Origin of the sequence: Desulfitobacterium chlororespirans DSM 11544 (genome assembly GCF_900143285.1) — a bacterium.
Lineage (GTDB): Bacteria > Bacillota > Desulfitobacteriia > Desulfitobacteriales > Desulfitobacteriaceae > Desulfitobacterium > Desulfitobacterium chlororespirans.
In genome coordinates, this window is record NZ_FRDN01000004.1 from 612,534 (window position 1) to 635,885 (window position 23,352).

The following is a 23,352-nucleotide window of genomic DNA, read 5'->3' on the forward strand; positions in this document are numbered from 1 at the left end:
TTCGCCAGCAAATTCTGATAGAATGAGGTGAATTTTCAATATCTTCCCCAAATAAATGGAGGTATCAATAAGATGGCTCAGACCTACTGCAATGTCTGCACTGCTGATTGTCCCGCCTCATGCCGCCTCCTGACCGATGTCGCCGACAGTCGGATTATCAACATAAAAGGTGATCCCCGGGATCCCTATACCCGGGGGAAAATCTGTGCCAAAGGCTATGCACTGAAAGAGCTTGTCTATTCTCCCGACCGGGTTCTTTATCCCCTTAAGCAGCAAGGAAAAGGGAGTGGAAATTGGCAGAGGATTTCCTGGGAACAGGCTTTCCTGGAAATTGGCAACAAACTGGTTGGAATAGCGCAAGACTATGGCAGCTTATTGCCGGTCAGTATGAATAAATTCTTGGGAACTACCGGCCTTTTAAGCCAGAGTGTAGAAGGTTTTTTCAGCTCCTTGGGGCCGATCACCGCCCTTATGGGCAATCCCTGTGTATCTGCCGGGACCGACGCTTTTATTCTGAATTATGGTGCTCTAAAAAAACCCCTTCCTGAAGATATGCAGAACTCCCGGCTCATTCTCATTTGGGGGGGGAATCCGGCCTGGACGGCCATCCACCAGATGCGTTATATTTTTGAAGCTCAGGACCAAGGAGCCATCGTTGTTGTGATCGATCCCATCTTCACCTCTACAGCTGCCCGCAGCGATATTTATTATCAGATACGCCCGGGAGCAGATGGCGATCTGGCTTTGGGGCTGGCCAAGATCTTAGTTGAGGAAAATCTGATCGACCATGGGTTTTTAAATAACTTCACCTTCGGCTGGCCTGAATACCGTGATTATTTGGAAACCGTCGATCTCAATCAGGTTTCATCTTCTACGGGTATTCCCCTCACCGAACTGTACGAGCTGGCACGTTTGTATGGTACCATCAAACCTGCTACGATCAGGTTGGGGCCTGGCATTCAACGGGGTCCCTCCGGCGGACAAAACGCCAGAATAATTGACTGCCTGGCCGCCTTAACCGGCAACATCGGTATTTCCGGCGGCAATGTGCATTATACTTCCTATGAACAGTTACTCCATGCCGGTAAGTACGGTCAGCTTCGTTTGCCTTATGGAGCAAGGCAGCGTTTATCTGAAAGTAAAACTGACAATCGAATTCTGGGGACCGATTGGTATACTCATCTGGATACCCTTGATCCTCCTTTAAAATTCCTGTGGGTTGCCGGGCGAAACCCGGTGGCCCAAGACCCCGACTCGGCACAAATTATCCAGGCCATGAAAACTATTGATACTGTGGTTGTCGCTGAGCAAACTCTCTCTGCCACCGCCCGGATGGCTGATTATGTGCTGCCTGTTTCTTCTCCTTTTGAATTTGAAGATGTGGTTATTTCATTTTGGCATTATGGTGCGGCGATTAACCAGCAAGCCATTCCCCCTTTAGGAGAAAGCAAGTCGGATTTTGCAATAATGCAGGGGCTGGCCTCCGTGCTTGATCAGCTCAAGCCGGGTTTAAGCTCTTTTCCCTTGCACGGAGATGCCCGGACATGGCTGACCCAGGAATTTACTTCACTCAATGATTTTCTGGGCATCACTGACTACCGCGAACTGGCCCATCACCCCGCCCGGGTAAACCTGCCTGCTGTCCCCTGGCAGGATCGTCAATTTCCTACGGCCTCCGGGCTCTATGAATTTTTCTCCTTTACAGCCGCCTGCCATCAAACGCCTCCCTTGCCCATTCCTGTTGACCAGCCTGTCTCATCACGTTCCTATCCTTTGCGCTTAATGGTTTCCCGCTCTCCTATCACTATGAACTCTCAGTTTTACTCTATCGATCTATTGCGTCGCTTAGAAAACCTCCCTTTACTCCTCATTCATCCTGATACCGGCCGGCAAAAGAACCTGGCCGAAGGGGATCTGGCGAAAGTCTATAATGAAATGGGTGAACTGGAATTGCCCGTTTCCTTCTCCCTCAGCCTCCCACCTGATATCGTGCTCACTTATATGGGGATGGAAGATATCCATAACAAACTAATCAATACCCTGCTTCGTTTTGAAAGTACCGATCTGGGAAAAATCTTCTCAGGAAGCCCTGGTATTGCTTATAACAATTGTTTTGTCAATTTGGTCAAGATGGGGTAGCGAAATGAATCAAAAAGGTTTTGTTTTCAATCCAAACCGTTGTCTCGGCTGCCGTTCCTGCCAGACGGCATGCTCAGTCAACCATAACCTGCCGCCAGGTATTACTCTGCGCAAAGTAACTGCCATTGAATTGGCAATGGAAGGGCATCTCCTCAAATACTATCTTTCTTCATCCTGCAATCATTGTCTCAATCCTGAATGTTTTCGTTTATGCCCTAATCACGCCTACCGTAAACGGCGAGACGGCATTGTCGTATTCGACGAAGGAAAATGCAAGGGCTGTGGCACCTGTATACGCAGCTGTCCTTTCGAAGCTCCCGTGCTCCTCCCTGATACCGGAAAGGTCATCAAATGCGATTTATGCTTCGATAAATTGGAAGAAGGTGAAGAACCTTTCTGCATAGGGGCCTGTCCAGTCGAAGCTTTAAAACTCTTCGATCCCTTGGAACATCATGAGCACCTTTTGCTTAAGATCCTCCCCGGAATCCCCCGGATTCAGGTTACCCGGCCGGCGGCCCGCTATCACCCGCTCAAAATAGGGAAGCAAGTCGGCTTACAGCTCCCCAACCATACTATGATGAAGGAAGGTGGCAGTAATGACTCATCCTGACGGCCTATTCTATCAGCTCATTCAAGATCTTGCTCAAGGTAAAGGGTTGCCTCATTTAATCTGGCGCTTATCTCAAATCCTTAACCGGCCGGTGCTGCTTACCAATTCAGTCCACCGCGTCCTGGTCTTCCATGATCCCCATAATCTCAATCTTGATTTAGATGAGTTCTTATGTGTTCCCCCTGTAAAAACCAATGAAGCGGATTTTCTAAGCCGCTCTGAGCATAGTTTGCATCATGCCCAATTTACTTTAAATGGTCAGGTTTTCCCCTTTGTTTATTTGCCCTTGCTGGCCGGAGACTATTGCTTGGGCTATATTTTTGTTCTGGAAACCTACCCCGCTGCCGATTCACTAAAGCTGAAATCCCTGTCTGCAGAAGACAAGGAAACTATCTTCGATGCCTCTATGCCCTTGCTTCTCTGCCTGAAAAACAGCAGTGAAGTCAGCTTAAGACAAGAACAATACCGGGATGATTTCATTCGCGATATCCTTTACAATAATTATGATTCGAAAGCAGCCATCCATGAAAAAGCCAAGTCCTGGGGGTGGAATTTACAAGGCTCCCTGCTTGCCCTGGTTATTGACTTGCCGGATCGGGATTTTAAAACGGCCCGGGAAATTTTGCCCCGCTTATTTAACCACTCCTCACCGATTAGCGCTTATATCAACCTGCAATTGGTGATTATCCTCAATATTAATGGGCTAAAAAAGGTAAAGCTTAAAACTGCCTTGAATAATTTTATTAACAGCTTTCTCGATCGGCTTGCTGACCACGGAAAAGACCGTTCCTCCATCGGTATAGGAATAGGCTCAGGAGTCCCTTCCATCACTGATTTATATAAAAGCTATCAGGAAGCCAAGGTCGCCTGGGAATTAGGAAAAGTCTTTGATCATAAAAACGTTTGCTACTTTGAAGAGATGGGGTTTCTTAAATTTATCTTTACCCAGCCGGCCAGGGAGCTGGAGGAATTCAGCCAACGGGTTCTCGGTCCTCTGCTTGAATACGACCAGGCTGAAAATACAGGATTGCTGGACAGCCTCAGGGTATTTATCGAGTATAAATGTCAGATTGCCGAATGTTCTAAAGCTCTCTACGTTCATGAAAATACCCTGCGCAACCGCATTAAAAAAATCGAACAGGTAACAGGCTTCGACCTGCGCCGAGTCGATCATATGGTCAATGTCTATATTGCCTTACAAGTATTAAACTTGGGGAAAGATGATTAACCTAACCAATCATTAATATTGAAAACCAGATCTTTATTCCTTATAAAGATCTGGTTTTGATCAGGATAGGTTACTATATCCTCTTTTTTCACGAGTTCCTGCATCAAGTATCTGCAATATATCCAACCATTGTCAATGATTTGATAAGACGGGCAGGTCTTGAAGATACTGATGCTTATTGTGGAGCTGCTGTGTTTTTGCCGGCAATCCTGCCAAAGACGGATGCTTCACCTAGATTGCCTCCGCCATTGTACATATCAGGCCACATGGCGCCGCACTCACCGCAGCTATACAGGTGGGGGATGGGATTTCCATCCAGGTCAAGGACTTCTGCTTTGCTGTTTCTTTCCGGCCCGCCCTGAGTATTATACATGGTGGGACCCAGCTTCATAGCGTAATAAGGAGCGGCGGCCACCGGAAGCAGTGAGGCTCCGCTGCGGCCGAACAGGGCGTCGGCTCCCTTGGTGCAGCTGGCATTCCATTCAGCCAAGGTCTCTTGAAGGGTTTTGGCATCCAATTGGCAAGCCTTAGCCAGATCTTCCACCGTGTCGGCCTTGATAATCCAGCCTTTGGCGATTTCCTCCGCATTGCCGGCACTGAATGAACTGACCAGTTTGTTGGCGGCAACCTGGGTGCTGTCCACAATATACCAGGTAGGCAGGGGAACCGGCATGTTCACCCAACGTCCGCCAATATTGATCCTGCCGTGGCGGTTGGTCTGCGCTTCATTCATAAAGCGTCTGGCATTGGGTCCGACCATAATGCCTTTCTGGGGGCTTACCGTTTTACAGCGCTTGGCGTCAGGGGGCATGAATCCCCACAACCAGCCGGCGCAGTTGCTCATATGCCAAAGCTTGGCTTTAACCTCCTGGGCCATTTTTATCCCATCCCCAGTATTATAAAGGGCTCCATAAGGGTAAAAGTAGGGTTGCTGAGTAAAGTTGGCCAGCATCTCTTCATTATTCTCAAAACCGCCGCAAGCCAGCACCACACCGTTTTTGGCCCGCACATTAAGGACTTTGCCGCTTTTAACAACCTGAACGCCCAAAATCGTCCTGGTCTCAGGGTCCTGAATCAGATGAGAGCCGGGTGAATCATACCAGACCTCGATCTTGTCAGCCCGCTTATCCACATTATCATGGAGCAGTTTATAGAAGGCACCGTCGAAGTTTTTGCCGCTGACCAGCCAGCAGATGCAATGGTCGCTGCCGGGCAATTCCGGATATTCATTCCAAATCCACGGCTTGCCTGATCCGCCCATTCCTTTATCCAGTACATCAGCATCTGCCCCAAGGCTGATCAGCCACTCACGATTTTCCTTAGCGCCATCGGCGAAAGCCCGTATGAGCTCATCGGAAATGGTGTGGGTGAACAGGCCGCTCATGGCTTTCACATACTTAAACAGCTCATCGGCATTGTCCGTGCCCATAATGCCTTGGCCGGAATACTTGGTATTTCCCCCTTCCTCTCCTTGGGCTGCCTTTTCAATCAGAAGGACCTTAGCCCCTCCATCGGCAGCAGTGATGGCAGTGGCTGCTCCCCCTGCACCGAAACCGATAACGACCACATCTGTCTCATGATCCCAGGATTGCGACGGGGCGCCATTATTGCCGGCCGAGGCGGGCTCAGAGTTGCAGCCCGTCAAGAAGGTGGCTCCAAGAGCGGCGCTTCCGGCCAGAAGTCCGGTGTTTCTGATAAAATCTCTTCTGGAAAATCTCTTGCTTTCCGTTTCTTTCTTGGTGTCAGACATTTTCAATCCCTTCCTTTTCCCTAAAGCTTTCCACACAAATAGGATAGATATCTCTTTCACAATCATAGGCCTGGCCACTGCTGTCAAGGGTGTTTAGAAAGTTCAGATAGCGAAATGATATCTCACATTTGCATAGTAATTCTTTAAGAATCATGCGTCAAGAAACAAATTTGTACTTTATTTTTCTTTTCCCTTAGTTATTTCTCAGTCTTTTAAGGGGTTTGACATTTTAGTATGGAGATATTGTTGTTTATTAGTGAATTATGAATTTTATTTAGATACTTTTTCAGATAAATACATAAAATGAACCTTTTGCCAGGGACGGCAAGCATTTTGCATCTTTACCGTATGCAATCCAAATGATGCAGCGCTGCAACATTTGAACCGGTAGGTTTTCATCAGTCTGTCCGCCGTGCTGCGGGAATATTTTTATCCTTTACCTAATCTTAAAAAAGTGCTATCTTTGAAGTATCGAATATCATTCTACACTTGGAGCTGATGAGAATGGCGTATAAAACACCTAAACATGTTCAGGAGAAAAAGGATGCCAAGAAACATCATATTCTCGATACTGCTTTAAAATTATTTGCCCTAAAGGGCTTCGAAAACACCTCAATTCAGGACATTTGTCAGGCGGCGGAGGTATCTGTGGGGTCAATGTACTTTTATTTCCCCAGCAAAGAAGACATTTATGAAGAAGTATACTCCCGCATCAACAATGAATCTCTCCGGCATTTGGAACGGGCTGTCGACGGTGCTGCAAGCCTTAAGGAAATCATCCAGAAAGTAATCGAAACCATCGTATTGTCTGCTCTGCCCGACTGTACAGAAGCACAGTTTTTTCTTGCCAATCGAACCATGAGCAATCTAAAAATCAAGCGTGACGATTCCCTGCAAAAGTTCGCCCGCTGGTTTAAAGCCGTACTTGACGAGGCCGTTGAGAAGGGGGAATTCAGCCCTCAAAATACGGAACTCGCCGCAGTAAGCTTTATTTACGGTACCTACCAGAGCGTCCGTTACTGGAATGTCTTTCAGCTTGAGACATCTCCGGAAGAGATGGTCGATACCCTTTACGCTTATCACAGCAAAGGTCTTGGCTTAGAGAACTGCACACAAAAGTGAGGGAGCAACCCATGATGTTTATTAAAGAGTTCGGACAAATCGATATCAACAGTATTCAGGAAGTCGGCGGCAAGGGAGCTAACTTAGGTGAAATGGCTCAGGCCGGACTGCCTGTTCCGCCAGGCTATTGCATCACCGCCGAGGCTTACCGCCAATTTGTGAGCCGGGCAGGCTTAGCTGAGCTCTTGGCTCAGCTTGCCGAGCCCTCAACCATGAAGAATGAGGATATTGATCTCCTTGCCCAGGAGATTTCCCAACGCATTCTGGAAACTCCCCTCCCGGAAGAAGTGGCCCAGGAGATTGTTCAGGCCTTTAGCCAAATAATCGGTCACGAATCTCTGGCTGCAGTCCGTTCCTCTGCCACAGCGGAAGACCTGCCTGAGGCTTCCTTTGCCGGGCAGCAAGAATCGTACCTCAATCTCCCCCTGTCTGAGCTGATCAATCATATTAAGCAGTGCTGGGCTTCACTTTGGACGGAGAGGGCCATTCATTACCGCATCAATAACGGCTTTGACCAGCGCCAGGTTTTTTTGGCTGTCGTCGTACAGCAGATGGTGGACTCAGAAGTTTCCGGAGTGGCCTTTAGTGTCAACCCTATGAATGCCAAGGGAAATGAGATGGTCATCGAATCTGTCTGGGGGCTTGGGGAAGGTATCGTTTCGGGCAAGGTAACCCCGGACCACTATGTGATCAATAAGCAAAATGACCCTCTCATCCGTTACGTCATCGCCGACAAAGAGAAAATGGCAGTGCGTCCTTTGAACGGTTCGGGTACACTTTTTGTTGAGGTTGCCGAGGATCAGCGGCAAAGGAGTTCTTTAAGCCAAAAGGATATCCTGGAGCTTACGGAGCTGATTAAACGAATAGAGGAACATTACCAATTCCCTCAGGATATTGAATGGGCAAAAGCAGGCAACCGCTATTACATTCTGCAGGCGCGTCCGATCACTACCCTGGATAAAACCGCTGATCAAGTTGATGATCATATAGGAGAGAGTGAATTCTTCAACTTTGATCCGGAGCTTGAGTGGACAAATCTCGGCGGGGTCAAGGAACGCTACAATAAGCCGTCCTCGGTCCTGGGGTGGTCAATTCTTGAGCCTTGTGACACTGAAGGGGGTCTGTATGCCTACCGCTCAATCAGCAAAAAGGAACTCCCCTCGCCCATCTTTGCTGCCAATATCTATGGTTATTTATATCTCAACTTTACCAGCCTCAAGTCCCTTCAACCGCAAAAAATGCTTGAACCCTATTCTTCTGTCCCGGATTGGCAGCAGTTCGCACCCCAGCGGACCTGGTTCCAAGAGCTTACCCTCACCATCGGGTCCCTAAAAGCCGGGAACAAGCTGATCAAATCTTTGGCCAAAGAATTTTATGCCATGCTGCCCGGTTATCTGGATAAGATAGACAAGTATAAAAAGACCGATGTCACTAGTCTGACTATGCCGGAACTCCTGGATTATATCAAGAATAACCTGGAGTTGGCCAAACAGTTCTTTCAGCTTCAGCTGCCCAGCTTATCTGTGACCGAAGCTCTCTATAACATGCTGACCGCTTTCATGAAAAAATGGCTGGGAGACGAGGATTTGGCCCTAAGTTCCAAGCTGGTCTCCGGCCTGCTCGATAATCTGACCGTCCGGACCAACAACAAACTATGGGAATTGACTGAGACCGTTGGCTCATCGTCACATTTGCGGGAATTACTGGCACAGCGCACTGCTCCCGAGTTTTTAAGCAGGTTGGATGATTCTATAGAGGGAAAAGCTTTTAAAGCCCAATTGACTGATTTTCTAGGAGACTATGGGCATCTCAATGTAAACATGGATATTGCCGAAGACTTCTGGTGGGAGAACCCGGAGATCGTATTAGCCATGGTGAAAGGCAGCCTTACCGCCGACAAACGGATCAATCCGGAGAAAAGGGAGCAGCAAAAGCAAAAAGAGCGGGCAGAGACTGAAGTCTTAGTCCGCAGCAAACTGAATTTTGTGCAGAGGGCGATCTTTGCTAAACTGCTTAAATCCACTCAGTCCTATATGCTTCTGAGAGACAACCGCCATTTTTACGTCACCATGCCCTTCTCCTTAATCAAAAAAGCTGTAATCACCCTTGCGGAAAGGCTTACAGTACAAGGATACCTGCTTGACCCCCGGGATATCTACTATTTGACCTTGGCAGAGCTCGAAGGATTGCTATCCCACAAACTGGCCTGGAGCCAGGGCTATGAGAAGATCAACAGGAGGAAAGCGGCCCCCCGAGTTGCCCTTGATGATCTGCCATCCTTATTTAAGGGCTGGCCTCAATTAAGCGGGGATGCCACAACAGCCAGGCAAACAGGTTCTGTCCCATCAGCAAACAGCGGACAAGGATCAGCTTTTAAAGGTGTGGCCGGGAGTCCGGGGCAGGTGCACGGCCAGGTCAAAATCATTCGCTCCCCCGCCGATTTCTCACGCTTTCAGGCTGGAGATATCCTGGTTGCGGAAAATACCGATCCGGCCTGGACTCCCTTGTTTTCTATCGCCAGTGCGGTAGTCACTGAACATGGTGGCCTCCTGAGCCACGGCGCAATCGTTGCCAGGGAATACGGCATCCCTGCCGTGCTGGGGGTGCAGAACGCTACCAAAATCTTCAGGAATGGACAATCCATCACAGTGGATGGTAAAAAAGGCGCTGTCTATCCCGAGTGATCGCTGTGATGATCCATTAGCACATCACCACTTACCTTGATTAGTTGTATTTTTGTTATTGAGATCCCAGTATACTATTTTAAAACACAGTTCATCCTACATGGAGAACTGTGTTATTTTATAGTGTTTCCTTGTAGTTGATTTTTCTCTGAAAAGTCAACTACAAGTTGCTTTAAAGTTGACTTTGTAAACCTTATACTATAAGCGGAGGTGACATTGATGAAAGAAATCAATCTGGCGTCGGTCATTGTGGCCAAACGCAGGGAAAAAGGAATCACCCAGGATGAACTTGCCGCCTATATCGGTGTTTCCAAAGCATCTGTTTCTAAGTGGGAAACGGGGCAAAGCTATCCCGACATCACATTCCTCCCACAGCTTGCGGCCTATTTTAACATCAGCATCGACGAACTGATGAGCTATTCTCCTCAAATGGAACGATCGGACATCGCCAAACTCTACACCCGGTTAGCCGCCGATTTTGCTGCTCGGCCCTTTGAAGATGTGATCGCGGAGTGCGCCGCCATCATCAAAAAATATTACTCCTGTTTCCCGCTCCTTGTGCAACTGGTCAAGCTGTACACAAATCACTTCATGCTGGCGGGAACACAGGAGCGCCAAGAGGCCCTCCTGAACGACACCGTGACCCTATGTGAGCGGATTCAGGCAGAAAGCGGCGATGTTCAGCTGGCCAAAGAAGCGGTTTCATATCAGGCCCTTTGCTTTCTGGCTCTGCAAAAGCCGCAGCGGGTTTTGGATTTACTTGGCGAAGGAATCCGCCCCATGCTGCCGGAGGGTATGTTAATCGCACAGGCCTATCAGGTTATGGGCAACATCGCCAAAGCCAAAGAAACCTTGCAGACAGAGCTATATCAGTACGTAATGGTGGCCTTTCAAGGGCTCCTGAACGTCCTGCAAATGGATACGGACCATTTTGAAAAAGCGGAAGAAGCCTTTTTGAGAGCCTCAGATCTGGCACGGATTTTTAATATGAAACAGCTGAACCCCAACAATGTCATCCTGCTTTACGCACTGGGCGCTCGTATGTATTGTGCGAACAATTCCCACGCCAAAGCGGTTGAGCTGCTTGGCGACTATGTGGATACTTGTGTGGAAGCATTTTTTCCCTTCGAGCTGCATGGAGACACCTTCTTTGATCTGATTGACCCGTGGCTGAAGGATTGCGGTGCAGCCGCCCCCCGTAGCGAGCAGGTGATCAAAGAAAGCATGCTGCGGGATGTACTGATGAATCCAGCCTTCGCTTCACTGCGGGATGACCCTGGCTACCAGCGACTCGTCCAGAAAATGGAGAGATTTATAGGAAGGTGACATGGAGGTTATGGACATGGATGAAAAAATAATCATTGGCAGGGAAACACAATACCCTTTGCAGGGAATTTTGTCCTTGCCGGATCATTGTTCGGCAAGGGTTCCGGCTGTGGTCCTGGTACATGGCTCCGGCCCCGCGGATATGGATGAACGCATCGGCGCGAATAAGCCGTTCCGCGATATTGCCGAAGGACTGTCCAGCAAAGGAATCGCCGTACTCCGCTATGACAAGCGCACAAAGGTTTACGGAAAACAGATGCTGAAAGCAGGTCCCGGCGCTGTGACTGTGGAAAGCGAAACCATAGAGGATGCCATCCTCGCCGCCAACCTGCTTAAAAATGACGCCAGAATTGACCCCGGCCAGGTGTATATTTTGGGTCACAGCCTCGGCGGTATGCTCGCACCGCGTATTGACGCGGAGGGCGGTGATTTCGCGGGTATCATCATCTGCGCAGGCTCGCCCCGCCTTTTTAGCGATATTTTATTGAGTCAAAACGAGGATATGCTGGGCCAACTGCCAAAATTGCTGCAATGGATCGCGAATAAACAAATTGCAGGACTCAAAGCCAAATTCACCGCTATCGCCGGCATGAGCGAAGAAGAAGCCAAGCAGATGAAGGTTTTTGGCAGAACCTACGCATGGTATTTCAAGGAGATGGACTCCCATCCTGCTGCCGATTACCTTGCCAGGACGGAAAAGCCCGTGCTGATTTTGCAGGGCGACAAGGATTTTCAAGTCACCGCAGAAAAGGATTTCGCCCTCTATCAGCAAATCTGCATCGGTAAACCCAATGTCTCTTTCAAGCTCTACCCCGGACTGAACCACCTGTTTATGAAGTCGGTTTACGGCAGGGTCAAGGATTTTAAAAAAGAGTACAAAATCCCGCAAAAAGTGTCTGCAGAGGTTTTGGCGGATATCGCAGAGTGGATAGGCAAGGTATGATTAATCTCGCATCATCAACAACCTGATAAGCGCTGCCTCAGCATATCCCAATCTGCCATAAACTGACGTGTCAGATTGGGCCGTCTCCTTACCGCCAACGGATGGTAGGAGACGATGCAGGGATATCCCAGTATAACATGCCATCCCCCCCTCAGATTCTTCACATGGGCCTCTTTATCATCAAACATCGCCTGAACAACGGTATCCCCCAGACAAACGAGCAATTTCGGCTGTATCGTTTCTATTTGTTGAATCAGAAATGGTTTACTGAAAGCCCTGGCTTCTCCTTTATTATATCGGCGAAGGGGCCTGCATTTTAAAAGATACGTTATATAAATGTCATCCGGCGCCAAATTAGCTCGATGCAAAGCCGTCTGCAGCGTTTGCCTTGTGCCGCAGACATATTCATGGCCCTCTTTATCTTCGCGGGCGCCTGGATTATCTAAAATTATAACAACAGGCGCCTGGGGATTACCCTCTCCCCAAATGATCCGCGATTTTTCCGTGCAGACTTCGCATTCTTTATAAGCGGCGGCTTCTTTGGGCAATTTATCTTCCGGCCAAATTGCCGGCTCAAAGCACGAATCCATATTAACTCTCCTAACCCTGCTGGGATTATTAGACTAAGTATTTCGCTATCGCTTATTGGTTATATTGCCCACAATTTGCGATATATTTCCTGCCCCCATTACTCATTACTCATACCGATTGCCTTTCCTGCACTTTTGCCACTCTTAAACAGGTATACGCTTTCTATCTGCCTTATACCGATGATTGATATATTTTCAATCTAAAATAACAAGTAATGTTGCTTCGTTAACCTGCATCGACACATGGTGTTATCAGGAAAATTAAACCACTTGCTCCCAAAACCAAACAAAACCATTGATAAATATAAACATTATGCAGTATAATATCATTGAAGGAGTGTATGTTATGTTTATATCGGTTTGACAACGACATTCATAAGCCTCACCTTCTCACCAACACCAATACAAACAAGATAAACATCACCATTGAGTTGAACATTTCCAAGCTATCGGATACCAGTCATCGTGCTGGTTTTGACGGTGAATTTAGATTAAAAACTGAAAAACGAATCTCCGAGCCGGGATGATCCTAAAGAGCAATCTATGGACACCGGACAGGGCCCAGGCCCTCGGGGTATACTTGGAAACGGGTATGCCTTCACGCTTGAAAAGGAGGTGGATTAAAGCCAACTGTATTAAAATCAGTAATGGCTCCGCTTTCTATTGGCGGAGCCATTATTTTTTTTCGTTAAAAGAATTTTAAATTTATTAGGTGGTGAATTTCATTGCTGAATATAAAATTAAACCAGGTCATGGAACTTTTTTCAGAGAATTATAATATCCAACTTCATGAGGCTGAAGAATATTTTATGGCAATTGTCGCTGTTGGATTATCTTTAACTAAAGAAATGAGAAGAGATATAACTTCGATCTATAATCAGAATAAAGACATGTTTTTTGAAAACGCGAAAAATTTTTCAGGGTACGATCATATCTTACTGAGCAGCGGCGACCTGGAACAAGAAGTTTATGCTAAAAAAACGTTAGGCATTTTACTAAGTGCTGAACAATCCGAGCTCATCAAAGTGAAAGTCTTGCGGCTCATCAAGAAATATTACAAAGATGTCTATATTTATGCCCAAAATAATAACTACGATGGCTTCAGGAAAAAATTATCAGCCATCGAAGATACCAGCAAAAACCTCAAGCTGACGGAAACGCTGATTGTTTTATATTTTTACACTATGAAACAACTCAATGAAAATTTAATCAACCTGCAAGTCGTCGAAAATGCTTTTAATACGGCAAGCCTGTTTATTAACATTAACCCCATCAATACAGACATCCAAAGTGAATTAAAAAGAGAGAACCGCTTAGCCCAAGTAAGGCAGATCGTCAAGGATGAGCTTGGGGTAATAAAAAAACCCTCAGATATTCTCTACAGTAAAAATAAAGACTTAAAAACTGTTGTCAGCTGTTTGCGCAACCTCCTGCTCATCGATAAATTAGATGTTGATTTCATTGCCTCTAAGGTTAACCAGGATGATTTGGATAAAGTCATGCTGGCCTTTATCAAAACCACGGGAAAATCGGATTTTGATAAAACTCAGGTTATACAGTCCTTCGGTGCCGGTTATATTGTAAAAATGCTTCTTAATGAATATTTAAAAACGAGGGAACTTTATCTTTCTTCCAATGATGAAGATGCCCGATATTCTGAATTGAAAGTTCTGAAGGAGCAATTGGATAATGCCTTATCCGAAAAGGATACTGCTGAAATCCAGACCCAAAAACTCAAAGATGAGTTTGAAAATTATGAGCTTAAACTGAAGAAGGCCTTGTCGGAGCAAAGCAGATTTTATGAAGCACAAATCAATGAGCTGAATAAGGAGATCGATAGCCTTAAAACAAACCTGGATGCGGAAATGAAAAACAGAGAGGAACTTTTTCAGCTTCGTGAGTTTTTCATTGATCTTAAAAACGATGATTTATCCAACGATGATTTACCCACAGAGACTTCCGTGGATCTATCGAGATTTATCGCCAATAAGAAGCTCTTAATCATCGGCGGAGCCCCCAGTTGGCAGAAACGGTTAAAGGCTAAGTTCCCCACCATTCTTACGGTCGATGGCTTTAATGACAAGATTGAACTTAGAAATTACGGCGAGGTGGATTTTGTTCTCTTCTATTCAAAATATATGAGCCACAAAACCTATTATAAAACTGTGGATTTCGTAAGAGCCAATGATATTCCGGCCGGTTATATCGGCAAAACAAATATGGATTTAGTCGAATTTGAAATAGCCGAAGAATTAAATAAACGCTTAGTCGCTCATTAACGAAGATGCCATGGGGCTTGGACCTCATGGCATCTTTTGATTATATTGAAAAATTCATACCCTCAAACGATTCTTTGTTCAATACGATTGGCGTTATCGTTTCACCATAAAAATCTTCCGCTTCGCCAAGCACTTTACATCCGAATTTTAATAACATCTTTAATGTTACTTCCCTTGCTTCAACATATAACTCCTCCGTATAGAGGCTAAACATCTCTTTTAACGAATAGACCGCTATTTTTTGACCAAGGCCTATCCCCCGTAATCTCTTATCGACAGCAAACCTTCCCCAATGCCATTGCTCCTCTTCCTTCCAGGCCGCCGCTATCCCAATAATATCTTCTCCTGCTCTTGCACACCACCAGATCGGCTTTAAATCATTTTGCAACGGAACCGATTCTGCAGGAATATTCTGCTCACCTGTAAACACCTCTGTGGCTAACTTTATAGCCTGCTCCCGATAATTCTCCGCAACTTTTTCGAAGAAAATTCTCGAATCATTTTTTTTAAGATTGTTCTTTAAAGCAAGAATACGAAATGCTCTAAAGGCCCTGACAATATTGTCTGTGTCCTCCTTGTCCCCCAGCTCCAGAATTTCATTCATAAACGTATTTGCTTTATCATCCCCATCATTAATAGCCCTCAACCCTAATGGCAAAAGGCAGATATCTTTCATTCTCTTGTCATCCTGAGATCGTTTCAACTCCAAGTAATGTTTAGCTTCCAGATTGCTAATGATTCTGCTGAGTGAAGCCTTATCCATGCCCAGGTTTATCAATAATTCATTAAAAGGAGTTTCTCCGTTCTGCTTCAGGTAGTTTAGTATGTGCGCTTGAGCAAGTGTCAGATCTGAATTAAAGCAATTATGATTTAATAAGCCCAATTCCCTCACGATTAACCTTATCTCTTTCCTAAGGATTTCTTCTTTAGTCATACCCGCCTCCAAAATTATCTCGTTGATATTATCAACTATTATACCTCGTCTTTGAGTTTTTGCAAGGTGGTTTTTACTAAACAGCTAATAACTTTCACCGTCGGGTTATCGTCACGTGTAACGCACAGAAAGGGCTATGCTTTTTCGTTTTAGAAAAACATAGCCCACACTTTTTATCTGCTGCCTGAAAGCCGTTTGGTTTTGACTCTTTATGGGAACGTATGACCTGTTCCACATAGTCAGGGTCAGGGTGCCCCTGTCATCGTCCCCGTTTTCAAGAATTACGGCAAAGGTCAAAAAACCAAACATCCCACTATCGAACTATTTTACATTAAGGAAGCGCTGTGTTCCCATGAATCTTCAAATTCGTTTTAATCCTGGGCGGATACTCCTTCAGGGTCGTCGCCATGTTGGTCGTGATCTTCAAGGTTTCTTTTCTGTTTCTTTCCTTCTTTACCGGGTCTATTCTGTTTAGGGCAACAAGGGTTTTCAGCAACTCTGAGTAAGAGTTGAGCATGTTATCGCGGTGCATGGCATATTGGGCATCGTATCTCTCGCTGTCGAGATGAACACTTTCGGCAGGCCCCACAGGTTTCGGCTTGATGCCTCTCGTTACAACCGGGATCGGTTCCGCGGCCCTTGCCGGCTCTTGTTGCCTGGCTTCGCTGTTTTGGTCATTTTCCTCTGTCGTCTGCTTCCTTTCCTTGACGGTCTGCTCCAATTCGCGGGCGGACATGGTTTCCACCTCATTGTCTGCTATAAATTGCTCCCGCTCTTCATCCGGGACACCAAAGAGGATGAGCCCCTGCAGATAGCCCAAATGATGCAGCGCTGCAACATTTGAACTGCCTGAGTCTTTACAGAAGGGATTTCTTTAAGCTTAGAAACAACTGTGCCGTCCGATTGCTTGGTGAGATTGCCAGCTCCCGCTGCAGGAGCTGGACATAACGATCATAATGCCTGATAAGGGAGGGCAGGTCGTTCTGCGCCGCATAAACTTGCAGCAAAAAGCAGTGGGACTCTTCATCCAGTTCATTTATGGCCACCAGTTTTTTAAAGACCTGCAGCGCTAAGGCTAAATTTTGATTCTCCAAAAGGTATCGGCCCAGCTTTTTAGCAAAGCTGCAATAGATATCCCATAATCTCTCTTTTTCAGCTAAGGACCATTGATAATCCTTATCCCCAAAAAGTTCCCCGGCAAACAAATTAAGCGTCTGGATTGCTTCCTGGAGATTAGCCTCGGTGATGCTCGGCAAGGTACGGACTTTGTTTTCGAACTCGATGAAATCAATATAGAAATCTTTTACTTCCATGACATAGCTCTCATTGGCGACCACAATGGCCGATCGTTTTCCATATTGCTCCAATACTTTTCGTAATTTATAGACGGTTGTATTCAGGTAGGTTTCCGCATTCTGGGGAGACATGCCCTGAAAAACATCCTCCATGATTCTCCATTTGGAAGTCAGTCTTTCCCGATGGATTAACAGATAGGCCAATAACTCCTGCCCTTTGGATGAGTTAATCATCACAAAATCGTCGTTGGTATTTCTAAGATCCAGCCCACCTAAACAATAGACGAATAGGACCTTGGCATGTTCAACCGTGTTCCGTGAGGAAATCTCGGCAGCCTTGCGTTGCAGAACACGGCTTACTGTCCTTTCCAGCCTTTCCTGTTGGATCGGCTTGACGATATAGTCAAATGCCTGGACTTCAAAGGCCTCCACGGCATAATCTTTATAGGCTGTTAAAAAAACCACGTAAAGGTCTGGGAATTCCGCCAAGCTTCTCCATGCAAAATCAAGTCCGCTTTCCCCTGGCATTTTAATATCCACAAAGGCCAGCTCCACAGGATTATGCTTAAGAAAATGATACGCATCTCCGGCGCTTAAGAATTCGCCTGCGATTTCCACCCTGGGGATCTTAGCCAGCATTTTGTTCAAAATAAATAAGGTCGGTTGATCATCATCAATAAGAATTGCCTTCATGCTTCTCCCCCTGCAAAAATTGATTTACCGGATGTTGAGAGAGAAAAACTGAAGGTGCTTCCTTTTCCCAGTTCACTTTCCACCCATATCTCCCCGCCGTGACTATGCAGGAATTCTTTACAGAGCCTAAGTCCCAGTCCTAAGCCCTTTTCTCCTTCAGTTCCCTGGGTCGCTGGAGCGGCATCCTCAAATAGGGTTCTTAAACTCGCTGAGTCCATCCCTATTCCGGTATCTGTGACTGAAACAATCACGCCGGTGGAGGATGAGTGTGCCTGAATGGAGATTGTTCCCCCTTTGGCTGTAAATTTTATGGCGTTGTCCAGGAGATTGCGCAGAACAAATTCGATTAACTCCCTGTCTGCATAGACATTCAGACTGGCTGTGATCCTGTTTTTGACCTCTATCCCCTTCCCTTCCGCTTGCCTGGCATAAATCCTAAGGGTTTTTTGGGTGTTTACATACAAGTTGATCCGGGAAGGGTTTAGGCTTACCTTCTCTTTCTGTTTTTGAAACCACTTCAAGACATTTTCCACCATAGCATAGGTATACTTAACCTGTTCTGACACTGTCGTTAAAAGGTTGTGATAGTCTGGGTCATGATAGACTGGGTCACGTTCCTTTCCCTCCAGCAATTCCATCAGACTGACCAGGGTTGCGATGGGGTTGCGGATATCATGAGTAATTGCCTGAATGAGCTGATCCTTTGTCAAATTGAGCTCAGTCAGCTTCTGCGTCAACTGAGCCTGCCTTTTGCAAAGAATTTGATCCGTTATATCCTGGGTAAAGAATACAGCATAGGTCACATTTCCTTCTTCATCATAAATAGGCGTTCCGTTAAACAGCAAATGGGTCTCACCGGTTATCCTCTTCATCATAAAGTGATATTGGGATACTTTTTCTCCACTGAGCACTTTGATCTCCGGGATATCACAATAGTCCATTTCTGTTCCGCCGGCATAAAAATACAATCCTTTGCGGAAGGCCGAGCCAATCGTGAGATCAGCGGCTGTTTCGACAAATTGGGTTTTGACAGCCTCGGTATAAAACAAGTAATTGCCGTTGCGATCCACAATGGATAGCAACGCCCGGTCCGATATGGTGCTGAAAACCATCTCCATTTGCCGTTTCAGCAGAGTCAACTCTTTTTGAACCGGCTCTCCGCTGCATTCTGAATCCGAGGTCTTCTGTCCCTGGATTCTGTCCTCCGTAATATCCGTAAGCACTGAAACCGTTCCCCTTTTCCGGAAGCTATATTCTTGAAGAGGATATACTTTTACCCGGAAGAATCTAGCCTTTCCCCAAGCCGAAACATCGATCTCAAACTCATCTTCATGCCCATTCTTACAGGCCGATTGCCATTGGGGCCAGGCAGAGAGCACCAACTCAATATTCTTGCCGATGACATTGTGCTTCACCCCGATAATGTCGTAGATAAACCTGTCTACGGCAACATTATGATCAACGACTCCGCCCTGTTCGTCGACGATGATCATCCCTTCCTGAATCGCATCGATTGCTGCCGCTCTTGCCAGGGGCAGCCCTGGCAAGAAACGATATCTGGACATACCTAAAAAAATACCCATGCCTGCAATAGACACCGCAGGCAGCATTTTATTCTTTTGGGCAATGTCAAGCACAGATTCTATGGCCAAAACAGCCCTTAGCTGTATGGGCAAAGAAAATACACCGGCGATTCCGACATCTTGCACCCTATACCCACAGATAATCAACCCTAATGAAAAGATCGCAAAAAACAAGGTTAACTGCTGATGAAACTTCACTGAACAAACCCCTAATCTAACTTTGGAATTCATCACTCAAATCAGTCTGACGTTACCGAAAATGTGGAGTTTACAACGATGTCTGCACTTTATCGTAGCATCACCCTTTGGTTTTGCATAGCCATGAGCATTTAATAACTCATGGCTTCGCTTTTTACTAAGACCATAGCAAGCGGGTTGTCAGAATTCTGTCAGATCGCTATAGTATTATTTTACGAAAAAGACCGTTTATTGTCTATTAATGCAAATATATGCAAGTTTATTGTTGATTTTGAAACTTGAGCGAAAGCTGTGCATTTTTCCCGGAAAGGTGATGAAACTGTACGAAATGTATTACTTTGCTTTCAACAAATCATTGGAACCCATGTTATTTGCCGATCTCAATACAGGAAGGATCTTCGATGTCAATCAAGCCTTTCTGGATCTGCTGGGTTATGCCAAGGATGAAGTCATGGTCAAAACAGCCTTTGAGCTGGGATTATTGCCAGGAGAAGACAGCCAGCCCCTATCGATTAAAACCAAAAATGGCTCTTTAAAATCCGGGATGGTTTCAGCCAATGATTTAGTGCATAAGGAAAAAATGATGCGCCTTATGGTTTTTCAGGAACAAACTGAGAACGACCACTTTAGCCTTGAAGAAATGCTGACCCAAACCATCAGCCTCATCTCCAAAATCAGCGAATTTCGTGACCCCTATACTTCAGGGCACCAAAAAAGGACGCAAAAACTAGCCTGCGCTATTGCCTCAGAGATGAAGCTTTCAGGAGAAGCGATCCATCATCTTTCTATGGCTGCTGCAATTCATGACGTCGGAAAAATATATATCAGTACCGATATTTTGAACAAACCAGGGATGCTGACCCAACTTGAGTATCAGATGCTCCAAACCCATGTGGACGTTGGTTATGAAATTATTAAAGATTTCAAACTTCCTTGGCAGATCCCTAAAATCATCAGCCAGCACCATGAACGGTTGGATGGCTCAGGCTATCCCAAGGGCCTGACAGCCTCACAGATTTTCCTTGAAAGTAAGATCCTCGCCGTAGCAGATGTTGTCGACGCTATGAATTCACACCGACCTTACAGGCCGGCCCTTGGTATAGAGGCTGCTCTTGAGGAAATCTGCCATTATAAAGGTGAAAAATATGATTCTGAAGTTGTTGAGCATTGCATGAGACTTTTTATCAATAAAGACTTTGACTTTAGTTTCAGCGGTTGACTATCTGCCGCCGAAAAAGCAGGCAATGCCCAATCGCTTCAAAATATCATTTTAAAAAGCAAAGGAGGGATACCACACATGCAGGTCGTAGTATTTAAGCTCAATGATCAGGAGTTCGCTTTCCACATCCAATCAGTAAAAGAAATCATCAAGATAACAACCATAACCCATGTTCCCAATGCCCGGGAGTCTGTCCAAGGAATTATCAATCTCAGAGGAATGGTTACACCGATTATTAACTTAGCAGAGAGATTTGGCTTTAAGGAAAAGCCCACTACTGAGCATTCCCGAATCATTATTCTTAATATTTTCGAAAGCACGGTTGGCGTTATCGTCGATAGCGTCTCCGAAGTCTTGATGTTCAAGGATGAAGATGTACTAGCCCCTGGTGATGAACCGCTGGTCCTTGAAAAATTTATTTATGGCATTGGAATGCTGGACGATCGGTTGCTGATTCTCCTGAAGCCTGAGGAGATTCTCGGCGGAATACCTCAAGTGCTTGAAGCTTGATATCTTGACTCATCTCACCCCGTATTTTGAACACAGCGTCACCTTTAGATGGATTCCAGAAGGGAGAAACATAATGAAAGCTTTACAGAATCTCAGAGTAGGAACCAAAATAATCGCTCTTGTGATGTTAATGGCCATCTTTCTTTCCGTAGTAGGTTACACAGGATATTACAATAATCTGAAGTCCAATGATATTATCAATACCTTGTACACCGACAAGCTTAGATCCATATCTTTGCTTAAAGAAGCCCGGGCAGCTAACCGTAACATTCAAGGCATCTCTTATCGGTTGCTGACAGCCCCTCTCACTCAAACTGAATATCTTGAACTGAAAAACGAGATGGATGCTTTAATCACTCAATTCAATGAAATCTGGACCAATTATAAACAGACCAATCCAGATACCTATGAACAGGATATGTTCCCAACCTTTGATTCAGAGTTGGAACAATATCGAACTGAGCGCGAAGAGGCCCTGGCCATTGCCTCAGCAGGGAATGAGGAGGAAGGATTCCGGTATTTTACAAGGGAAGTCACCCCCCACATGGAGAAACTTAACTCCATCCTGCTGGAAATATCCGATTATAACGATCGGACATCCAAAGAAATGATGGATCAGGCCAATGAAGATTTTAAAAGCTCTACTCGGGTCATCATCATCGTCTTAGCCGCAGCAGTAGTGTTAGCAATCGCCGTTGGCACGTTCATAGGCAGACTTATTTCAGTACCGTTAAACAAAGTCGTAACCAATGTTAATGAGATTGCCCGGGGCAATCTTACCGTTGAAGCGGTCAAGTTGGATACGAAAGATGAAATCGGGATCTTGGCCCAAGCGGTCAATCAAATGGCTGTCAATCTTAAAGACCTAATCAAGCATGTCAGTGTCTCGGCAGAACAAGTGGCTTCTTCATCAGAAGAACTCTCGGCAAGCTCTGAGCAGCAGGCACTTGCCACAAGCCAGGTCGCTACAGCCATTGCTGATGTAGCTGCCGGAACGGAAAAACAATCAATGGCCATTGATGATACGTCCATGGCCATTGAACAGATATCTGCAGCGATTCAGCAAGTAGCCGCCACCAGCAGCGAGGTGGCTGAACAAGCCAGCAATACTTCCCTGGCGGCCCAGGATGGTCAAAAAGTCATCGACCAGGCTATCAAACAAATGAATAGGATTGGTCATGCTACAGACGTCACCCAAGGAGCCGTTGACAAACTGGCCCAGGGCTCCAGAATGATTGGTGAGATAACGGATGTGATATCCGACATTGCCTCCCAGACTAATTTACTGGCCCTTAATGCCGCAATTGAGGCCGCCCGTGCCGGTGAGCAGGGCCGCGGTTTTGCAGTTGTTGCTGAAGAAGTAAGAAAGCTGGCCGAACAATCCTCCAAGGCAGCTAACCAAATTGCAGAGTTAATCAACGAAAATCATCTCAATATCAATAACGCCGTAACCGCCATGCAGACTGGAAACCAGGATGTGAAGCATGGCATCGAAATGGTATCTTCTGTCGGCGCGACGTTTGAGCAAATTGCCGGCTCAATCAACCAATCCGTCAACAGCATCCAGGAAGTATCCGCCAGTGTCGAGGAAATGGCCGGTGGAAGTCAACAGATCGTCAATGCCATCAACCAGATCGACACGATCAGCAAACAAAATCTCAGCCAAAGCCAGACCGTTTCAGCGGCCACCGAAGAACAAAGCGCTTCCGTGGAGCAGATCTCTTCTTCCAGCCAGGCCTTAGCGAAAATGGCCCAGGATCTTCAGCTTGCTGTGAGCAAGTTCAGCGTCTAGGCAGAAAACAAATCAGGCACCCTACGCTTCATTCAGCGTAGGGTGCCTTTACACTCATTTTTCTATCCTCGGAACTCAATTAATTCACCGTCAGGGCCTTGAAAAACAACCCTTTTCCAACCTGTTTCCTGTGGTGTTCTGGGCTCGGGAATATGTGGCTCAGTTGCGACTGGAATCCCTGCGTTTTTAAGCTTTTGATAATCTGCATCAAAATCATCGCTAATGAGACAGAAATGATACCCCCTATTCTCCCTTTCCTGTGTCCATTGTTCAAACTCTAGCACGGTATCGCCCAACTTAAGGTAAACAACCTTTTCGAGGTTTGGTACCCCGGGAACATCGTGTTCATAATATTTTTGGAACCCAAAGTTTTTTTCATAAAAGTCAATGGACTTTTGTCTGTCTTTTACAGAAAATGCAACATGGTCAATTCGTGTAAACATTAATCAATACCTCC

The 23,352-nt window shown here is 46.0% G+C and carries 17 protein-coding genes, 1 pseudogene and 1 riboswitch; of the genes and pseudogenes, 11 read left to right on the top strand and 7 right to left on the bottom strand.

Going from position 1 to position 23,352, the window contains the following annotated elements:
* Window positions 1-72 precede the first annotated feature (72 nt).
* Genes BUA14_RS05680 through BUA14_RS05690 form a run of 3 tightly spaced genes read left to right on the top strand, consistent with a single transcriptional unit; the run spans window position 73 to window position 3,977 of the window.
* Window positions 73-2,139 (top strand): molybdopterin-dependent oxidoreductase, encoded by a 2,067-nt coding sequence (locus BUA14_RS05680; RefSeq protein ID WP_072771679.1) that lies wholly within the window; start codon window positions 73-75, stop codon window positions 2,137-2,139.
* A 4-nt stretch (window positions 2,140-2,143) separates the two neighbouring features.
* The gene (locus tag BUA14_RS05685; protein ID WP_072771680.1) at window positions 2,144-2,749 is read left to right on the top strand and encodes a 4Fe-4S dicluster domain-containing protein; all 606 of its coding nucleotides are present in this window, start codon (window positions 2,144-2,146) and stop codon (window positions 2,747-2,749) included.
* Window positions 2,736-3,977 (top strand): PucR family transcriptional regulator, encoded by a 1,242-nt coding sequence (locus tag BUA14_RS05690; RefSeq protein WP_072771681.1) that lies wholly within the window; start codon window positions 2,736-2,738, stop codon window positions 3,975-3,977. Before BUA14_RS05685 ends, BUA14_RS05690 begins: the two co-directional genes overlap by 14 nt.
* Window positions 3,978-4,152: 175 nt before the next feature.
* On the opposite strand, the gene BUA14_RS05695 is transcribed toward BUA14_RS05690, so the two are convergent.
* Entirely contained in the window at window positions 4,153-5,727 is a 1,575-nt protein-coding gene (locus tag BUA14_RS05695) for an FAD-dependent oxidoreductase (protein ID WP_242954564.1), read from the bottom strand.
* A 504-nt stretch (window positions 5,728-6,231) separates the two neighbouring features.
* On the opposite strand from BUA14_RS05695, the gene BUA14_RS05700 reads away from it, so the two are divergent.
* From BUA14_RS05700 to BUA14_RS05715, 4 genes are all read left to right on the top strand, one after another.
* Complete coding sequence (locus BUA14_RS05700) at window positions 6,232-6,849, top strand: TetR/AcrR family transcriptional regulator (protein ID WP_072771682.1); 618 nt, start codon at window positions 6,232-6,234, stop codon at window positions 6,847-6,849.
* 11 nt (window positions 6,850-6,860) lie between these two features.
* On the top strand, window positions 6,861-9,533 hold the full coding sequence (locus BUA14_RS05705; protein ID WP_072771683.1) for a PEP/pyruvate-binding domain-containing protein: 2,673 nt from the start codon (window positions 6,861-6,863) through the stop codon (window positions 9,531-9,533).
* Window positions 9,534-9,752: 219 nt separating this feature from the next.
* Entirely contained in the window at window positions 9,753-10,859 is a 1,107-nt protein-coding gene (locus tag BUA14_RS05710) for a helix-turn-helix domain-containing protein (protein WP_072771684.1), read from the top strand.
* Window positions 10,860-10,875: 16 nt separating this feature from the next.
* Window positions 10,876-11,802 carry an alpha/beta hydrolase family protein gene (locus BUA14_RS05715; protein ID WP_072771745.1) on the top strand — a complete coding sequence of 309 codons (927 nt, stop codon included), beginning with the start codon at window positions 10,876-10,878 and terminating at the stop codon, window positions 11,800-11,802.
* Between the two features lie 14 nt (window positions 11,803-11,816).
* Here BUA14_RS05715 and BUA14_RS05720 read toward each other — a convergent pair whose 3' ends face one another.
* The gene (locus BUA14_RS05720; protein ID WP_072771685.1) at window positions 11,817-12,392 is read right to left on the bottom strand and encodes a uracil-DNA glycosylase; all 576 of its coding nucleotides are present in this window, start codon (window positions 12,390-12,392) and stop codon (window positions 11,817-11,819) included.
* Between the two features lie 499 nt (window positions 12,393-12,891).
* Window positions 12,892-13,023: riboswitch (molybdenum cofactor riboswitch) on the top strand.
* Window positions 13,024-13,117: 94 nt separating this feature from the next.
* Here BUA14_RS05720 and BUA14_RS05725 point away from each other — a divergent pair.
* Window positions 13,118-14,671, top strand: a complete 1,554-nt coding sequence (locus tag BUA14_RS05725; RefSeq protein WP_072771686.1) for a hypothetical protein — start codon at window positions 13,118-13,120, stop codon at window positions 14,669-14,671.
* A gap of 40 nt (window positions 14,672-14,711) precedes the next feature.
* On the opposite strand, the gene BUA14_RS05730 is transcribed toward BUA14_RS05725, so the two are convergent.
* The 4 genes and pseudogenes from BUA14_RS05730 to BUA14_RS05745 form a co-directional block, all read right to left on the bottom strand.
* A complete protein-coding gene (locus BUA14_RS05730) occupies window positions 14,712-15,605 on the bottom strand; it encodes a GNAT family N-acetyltransferase (protein ID WP_072771687.1) in 894 nt (297 codons plus the stop codon).
* A gap of 331 nt (window positions 15,606-15,936) precedes the next feature.
* Window positions 15,937-16,452: pseudogene (locus BUA14_RS05735) on the bottom strand (DUF3102 domain-containing protein); the annotation flags it as partial.
* Window positions 16,453-16,462: 10 nt separating this feature from the next.
* On the bottom strand, window positions 16,463-17,593 hold the full coding sequence (locus BUA14_RS05740) for a response regulator (protein ID WP_072771688.1): 1,131 nt from the start codon (window positions 17,591-17,593) through the stop codon (window positions 16,463-16,465).
* Complete coding sequence (locus tag BUA14_RS05745) at window positions 17,590-19,374, bottom strand: sensor histidine kinase (protein ID WP_072771689.1); 1,785 nt, start codon at window positions 19,372-19,374, stop codon at window positions 17,590-17,592. Before BUA14_RS05745 ends, BUA14_RS05740 begins: the two co-directional genes overlap by 4 nt.
* Window positions 19,375-19,687: 313 nt before the next feature.
* On the opposite strand from BUA14_RS05745, the gene BUA14_RS05750 reads away from it, so the two are divergent.
* The 3 genes from BUA14_RS05750 to BUA14_RS05760 all read left to right on the top strand — a co-directional run bounded on the left by BUA14_RS05750 (window position 19,688) and on the right by BUA14_RS05760 (window position 22,895).
* Window positions 19,688-20,593, top strand: coding sequence for an HD-GYP domain-containing protein (locus BUA14_RS05750; protein ID WP_242954566.1), 906 nt, complete (start codon window positions 19,688-19,690; stop codon window positions 20,591-20,593).
* 78 nt (window positions 20,594-20,671) lie between these two features.
* Entirely contained in the window at window positions 20,672-21,103 is a 432-nt protein-coding gene (locus tag BUA14_RS05755; protein WP_072771691.1) for a chemotaxis protein CheW, read from the top strand.
* Between the two features lie 73 nt (window positions 21,104-21,176).
* Window positions 21,177-22,895: a methyl-accepting chemotaxis protein gene (locus tag BUA14_RS05760; protein WP_072771692.1), complete on the top strand. Its 1,719-nt coding sequence runs from the start codon at window positions 21,177-21,179 to the stop codon at window positions 22,893-22,895.
* A gap of 62 nt (window positions 22,896-22,957) precedes the next feature.
* On the opposite strand, the gene BUA14_RS05765 is transcribed toward BUA14_RS05760, so the two are convergent.
* Window positions 22,958-23,338, bottom strand: a complete 381-nt coding sequence (locus tag BUA14_RS05765; RefSeq protein ID WP_072771693.1) for a VOC family protein — start codon at window positions 23,336-23,338, stop codon at window positions 22,958-22,960.
* Window positions 23,339-23,352 lie beyond the last annotated feature (14 nt).

What these genes read in the sequence shown, in the direction of transcription:
- BUA14_RS05680 (WP_072771679.1), top strand. Translation starts at nt 73, where the DNA reads ATGGCTCAGACCTACTGCAATGTCTGCACTGCTGATTGTCCCGCCTCA.
- BUA14_RS05685 (WP_072771680.1), top strand. Translation starts at nt 2,144, where the DNA reads ATGAATCAAAAAGGTTTTGTTTTCAATCCAAACCGTTGTCTCGGCTGC.
- BUA14_RS05690 (WP_072771681.1), top strand. Translation starts at nt 2,736, where the DNA reads ATGACTCATCCTGACGGCCTATTCTATCAGCTCATTCAAGATCTTGCT.
- BUA14_RS05695 (WP_242954564.1), bottom strand. Translation starts at nt 5,727, where the DNA reads ATGTCTGACACCAAGAAAGAAACGGAAAGCAAGAGATTTTCCAGAAGA.
- BUA14_RS05700 (WP_072771682.1), top strand. Translation starts at nt 6,232, where the DNA reads ATGGCGTATAAAACACCTAAACATGTTCAGGAGAAAAAGGATGCCAAG.
- BUA14_RS05705 (WP_072771683.1), top strand. Translation starts at nt 6,861, where the DNA reads ATGATGTTTATTAAAGAGTTCGGACAAATCGATATCAACAGTATTCAG.
- BUA14_RS05710 (WP_072771684.1), top strand. Translation starts at nt 9,753, where the DNA reads ATGAAAGAAATCAATCTGGCGTCGGTCATTGTGGCCAAACGCAGGGAA.
- BUA14_RS05715 (WP_072771745.1), top strand. Translation starts at nt 10,876, where the DNA reads ATGGATGAAAAAATAATCATTGGCAGGGAAACACAATACCCTTTGCAG.
- BUA14_RS05720 (WP_072771685.1), bottom strand. Translation starts at nt 12,392, where the DNA reads ATGGATTCGTGCTTTGAGCCGGCAATTTGGCCGGAAGATAAATTGCCC.
- BUA14_RS05730 (WP_072771687.1), bottom strand. Translation starts at nt 15,605, where the DNA reads ATGACTAAAGAAGAAATCCTTAGGAAAGAGATAAGGTTAATCGTGAGG.
- BUA14_RS05740 (WP_072771688.1), bottom strand. Translation starts at nt 17,593, where the DNA reads ATGAAGGCAATTCTTATTGATGATGATCAACCGACCTTATTTATTTTG.
- BUA14_RS05750 (WP_242954566.1), top strand. Translation starts at nt 19,688, where the DNA reads ATGAAACTGTACGAAATGTATTACTTTGCTTTCAACAAATCATTGGAA.
- BUA14_RS05755 (WP_072771691.1), top strand. Translation starts at nt 20,672, where the DNA reads ATGCAGGTCGTAGTATTTAAGCTCAATGATCAGGAGTTCGCTTTCCAC.
- BUA14_RS05760 (WP_072771692.1), top strand. Translation starts at nt 21,177, where the DNA reads ATGAAAGCTTTACAGAATCTCAGAGTAGGAACCAAAATAATCGCTCTT.
- BUA14_RS05765 (WP_072771693.1), bottom strand. Translation starts at nt 23,338, where the DNA reads ATGTTTACACGAATTGACCATGTTGCATTTTCTGTAAAAGACAGACAA.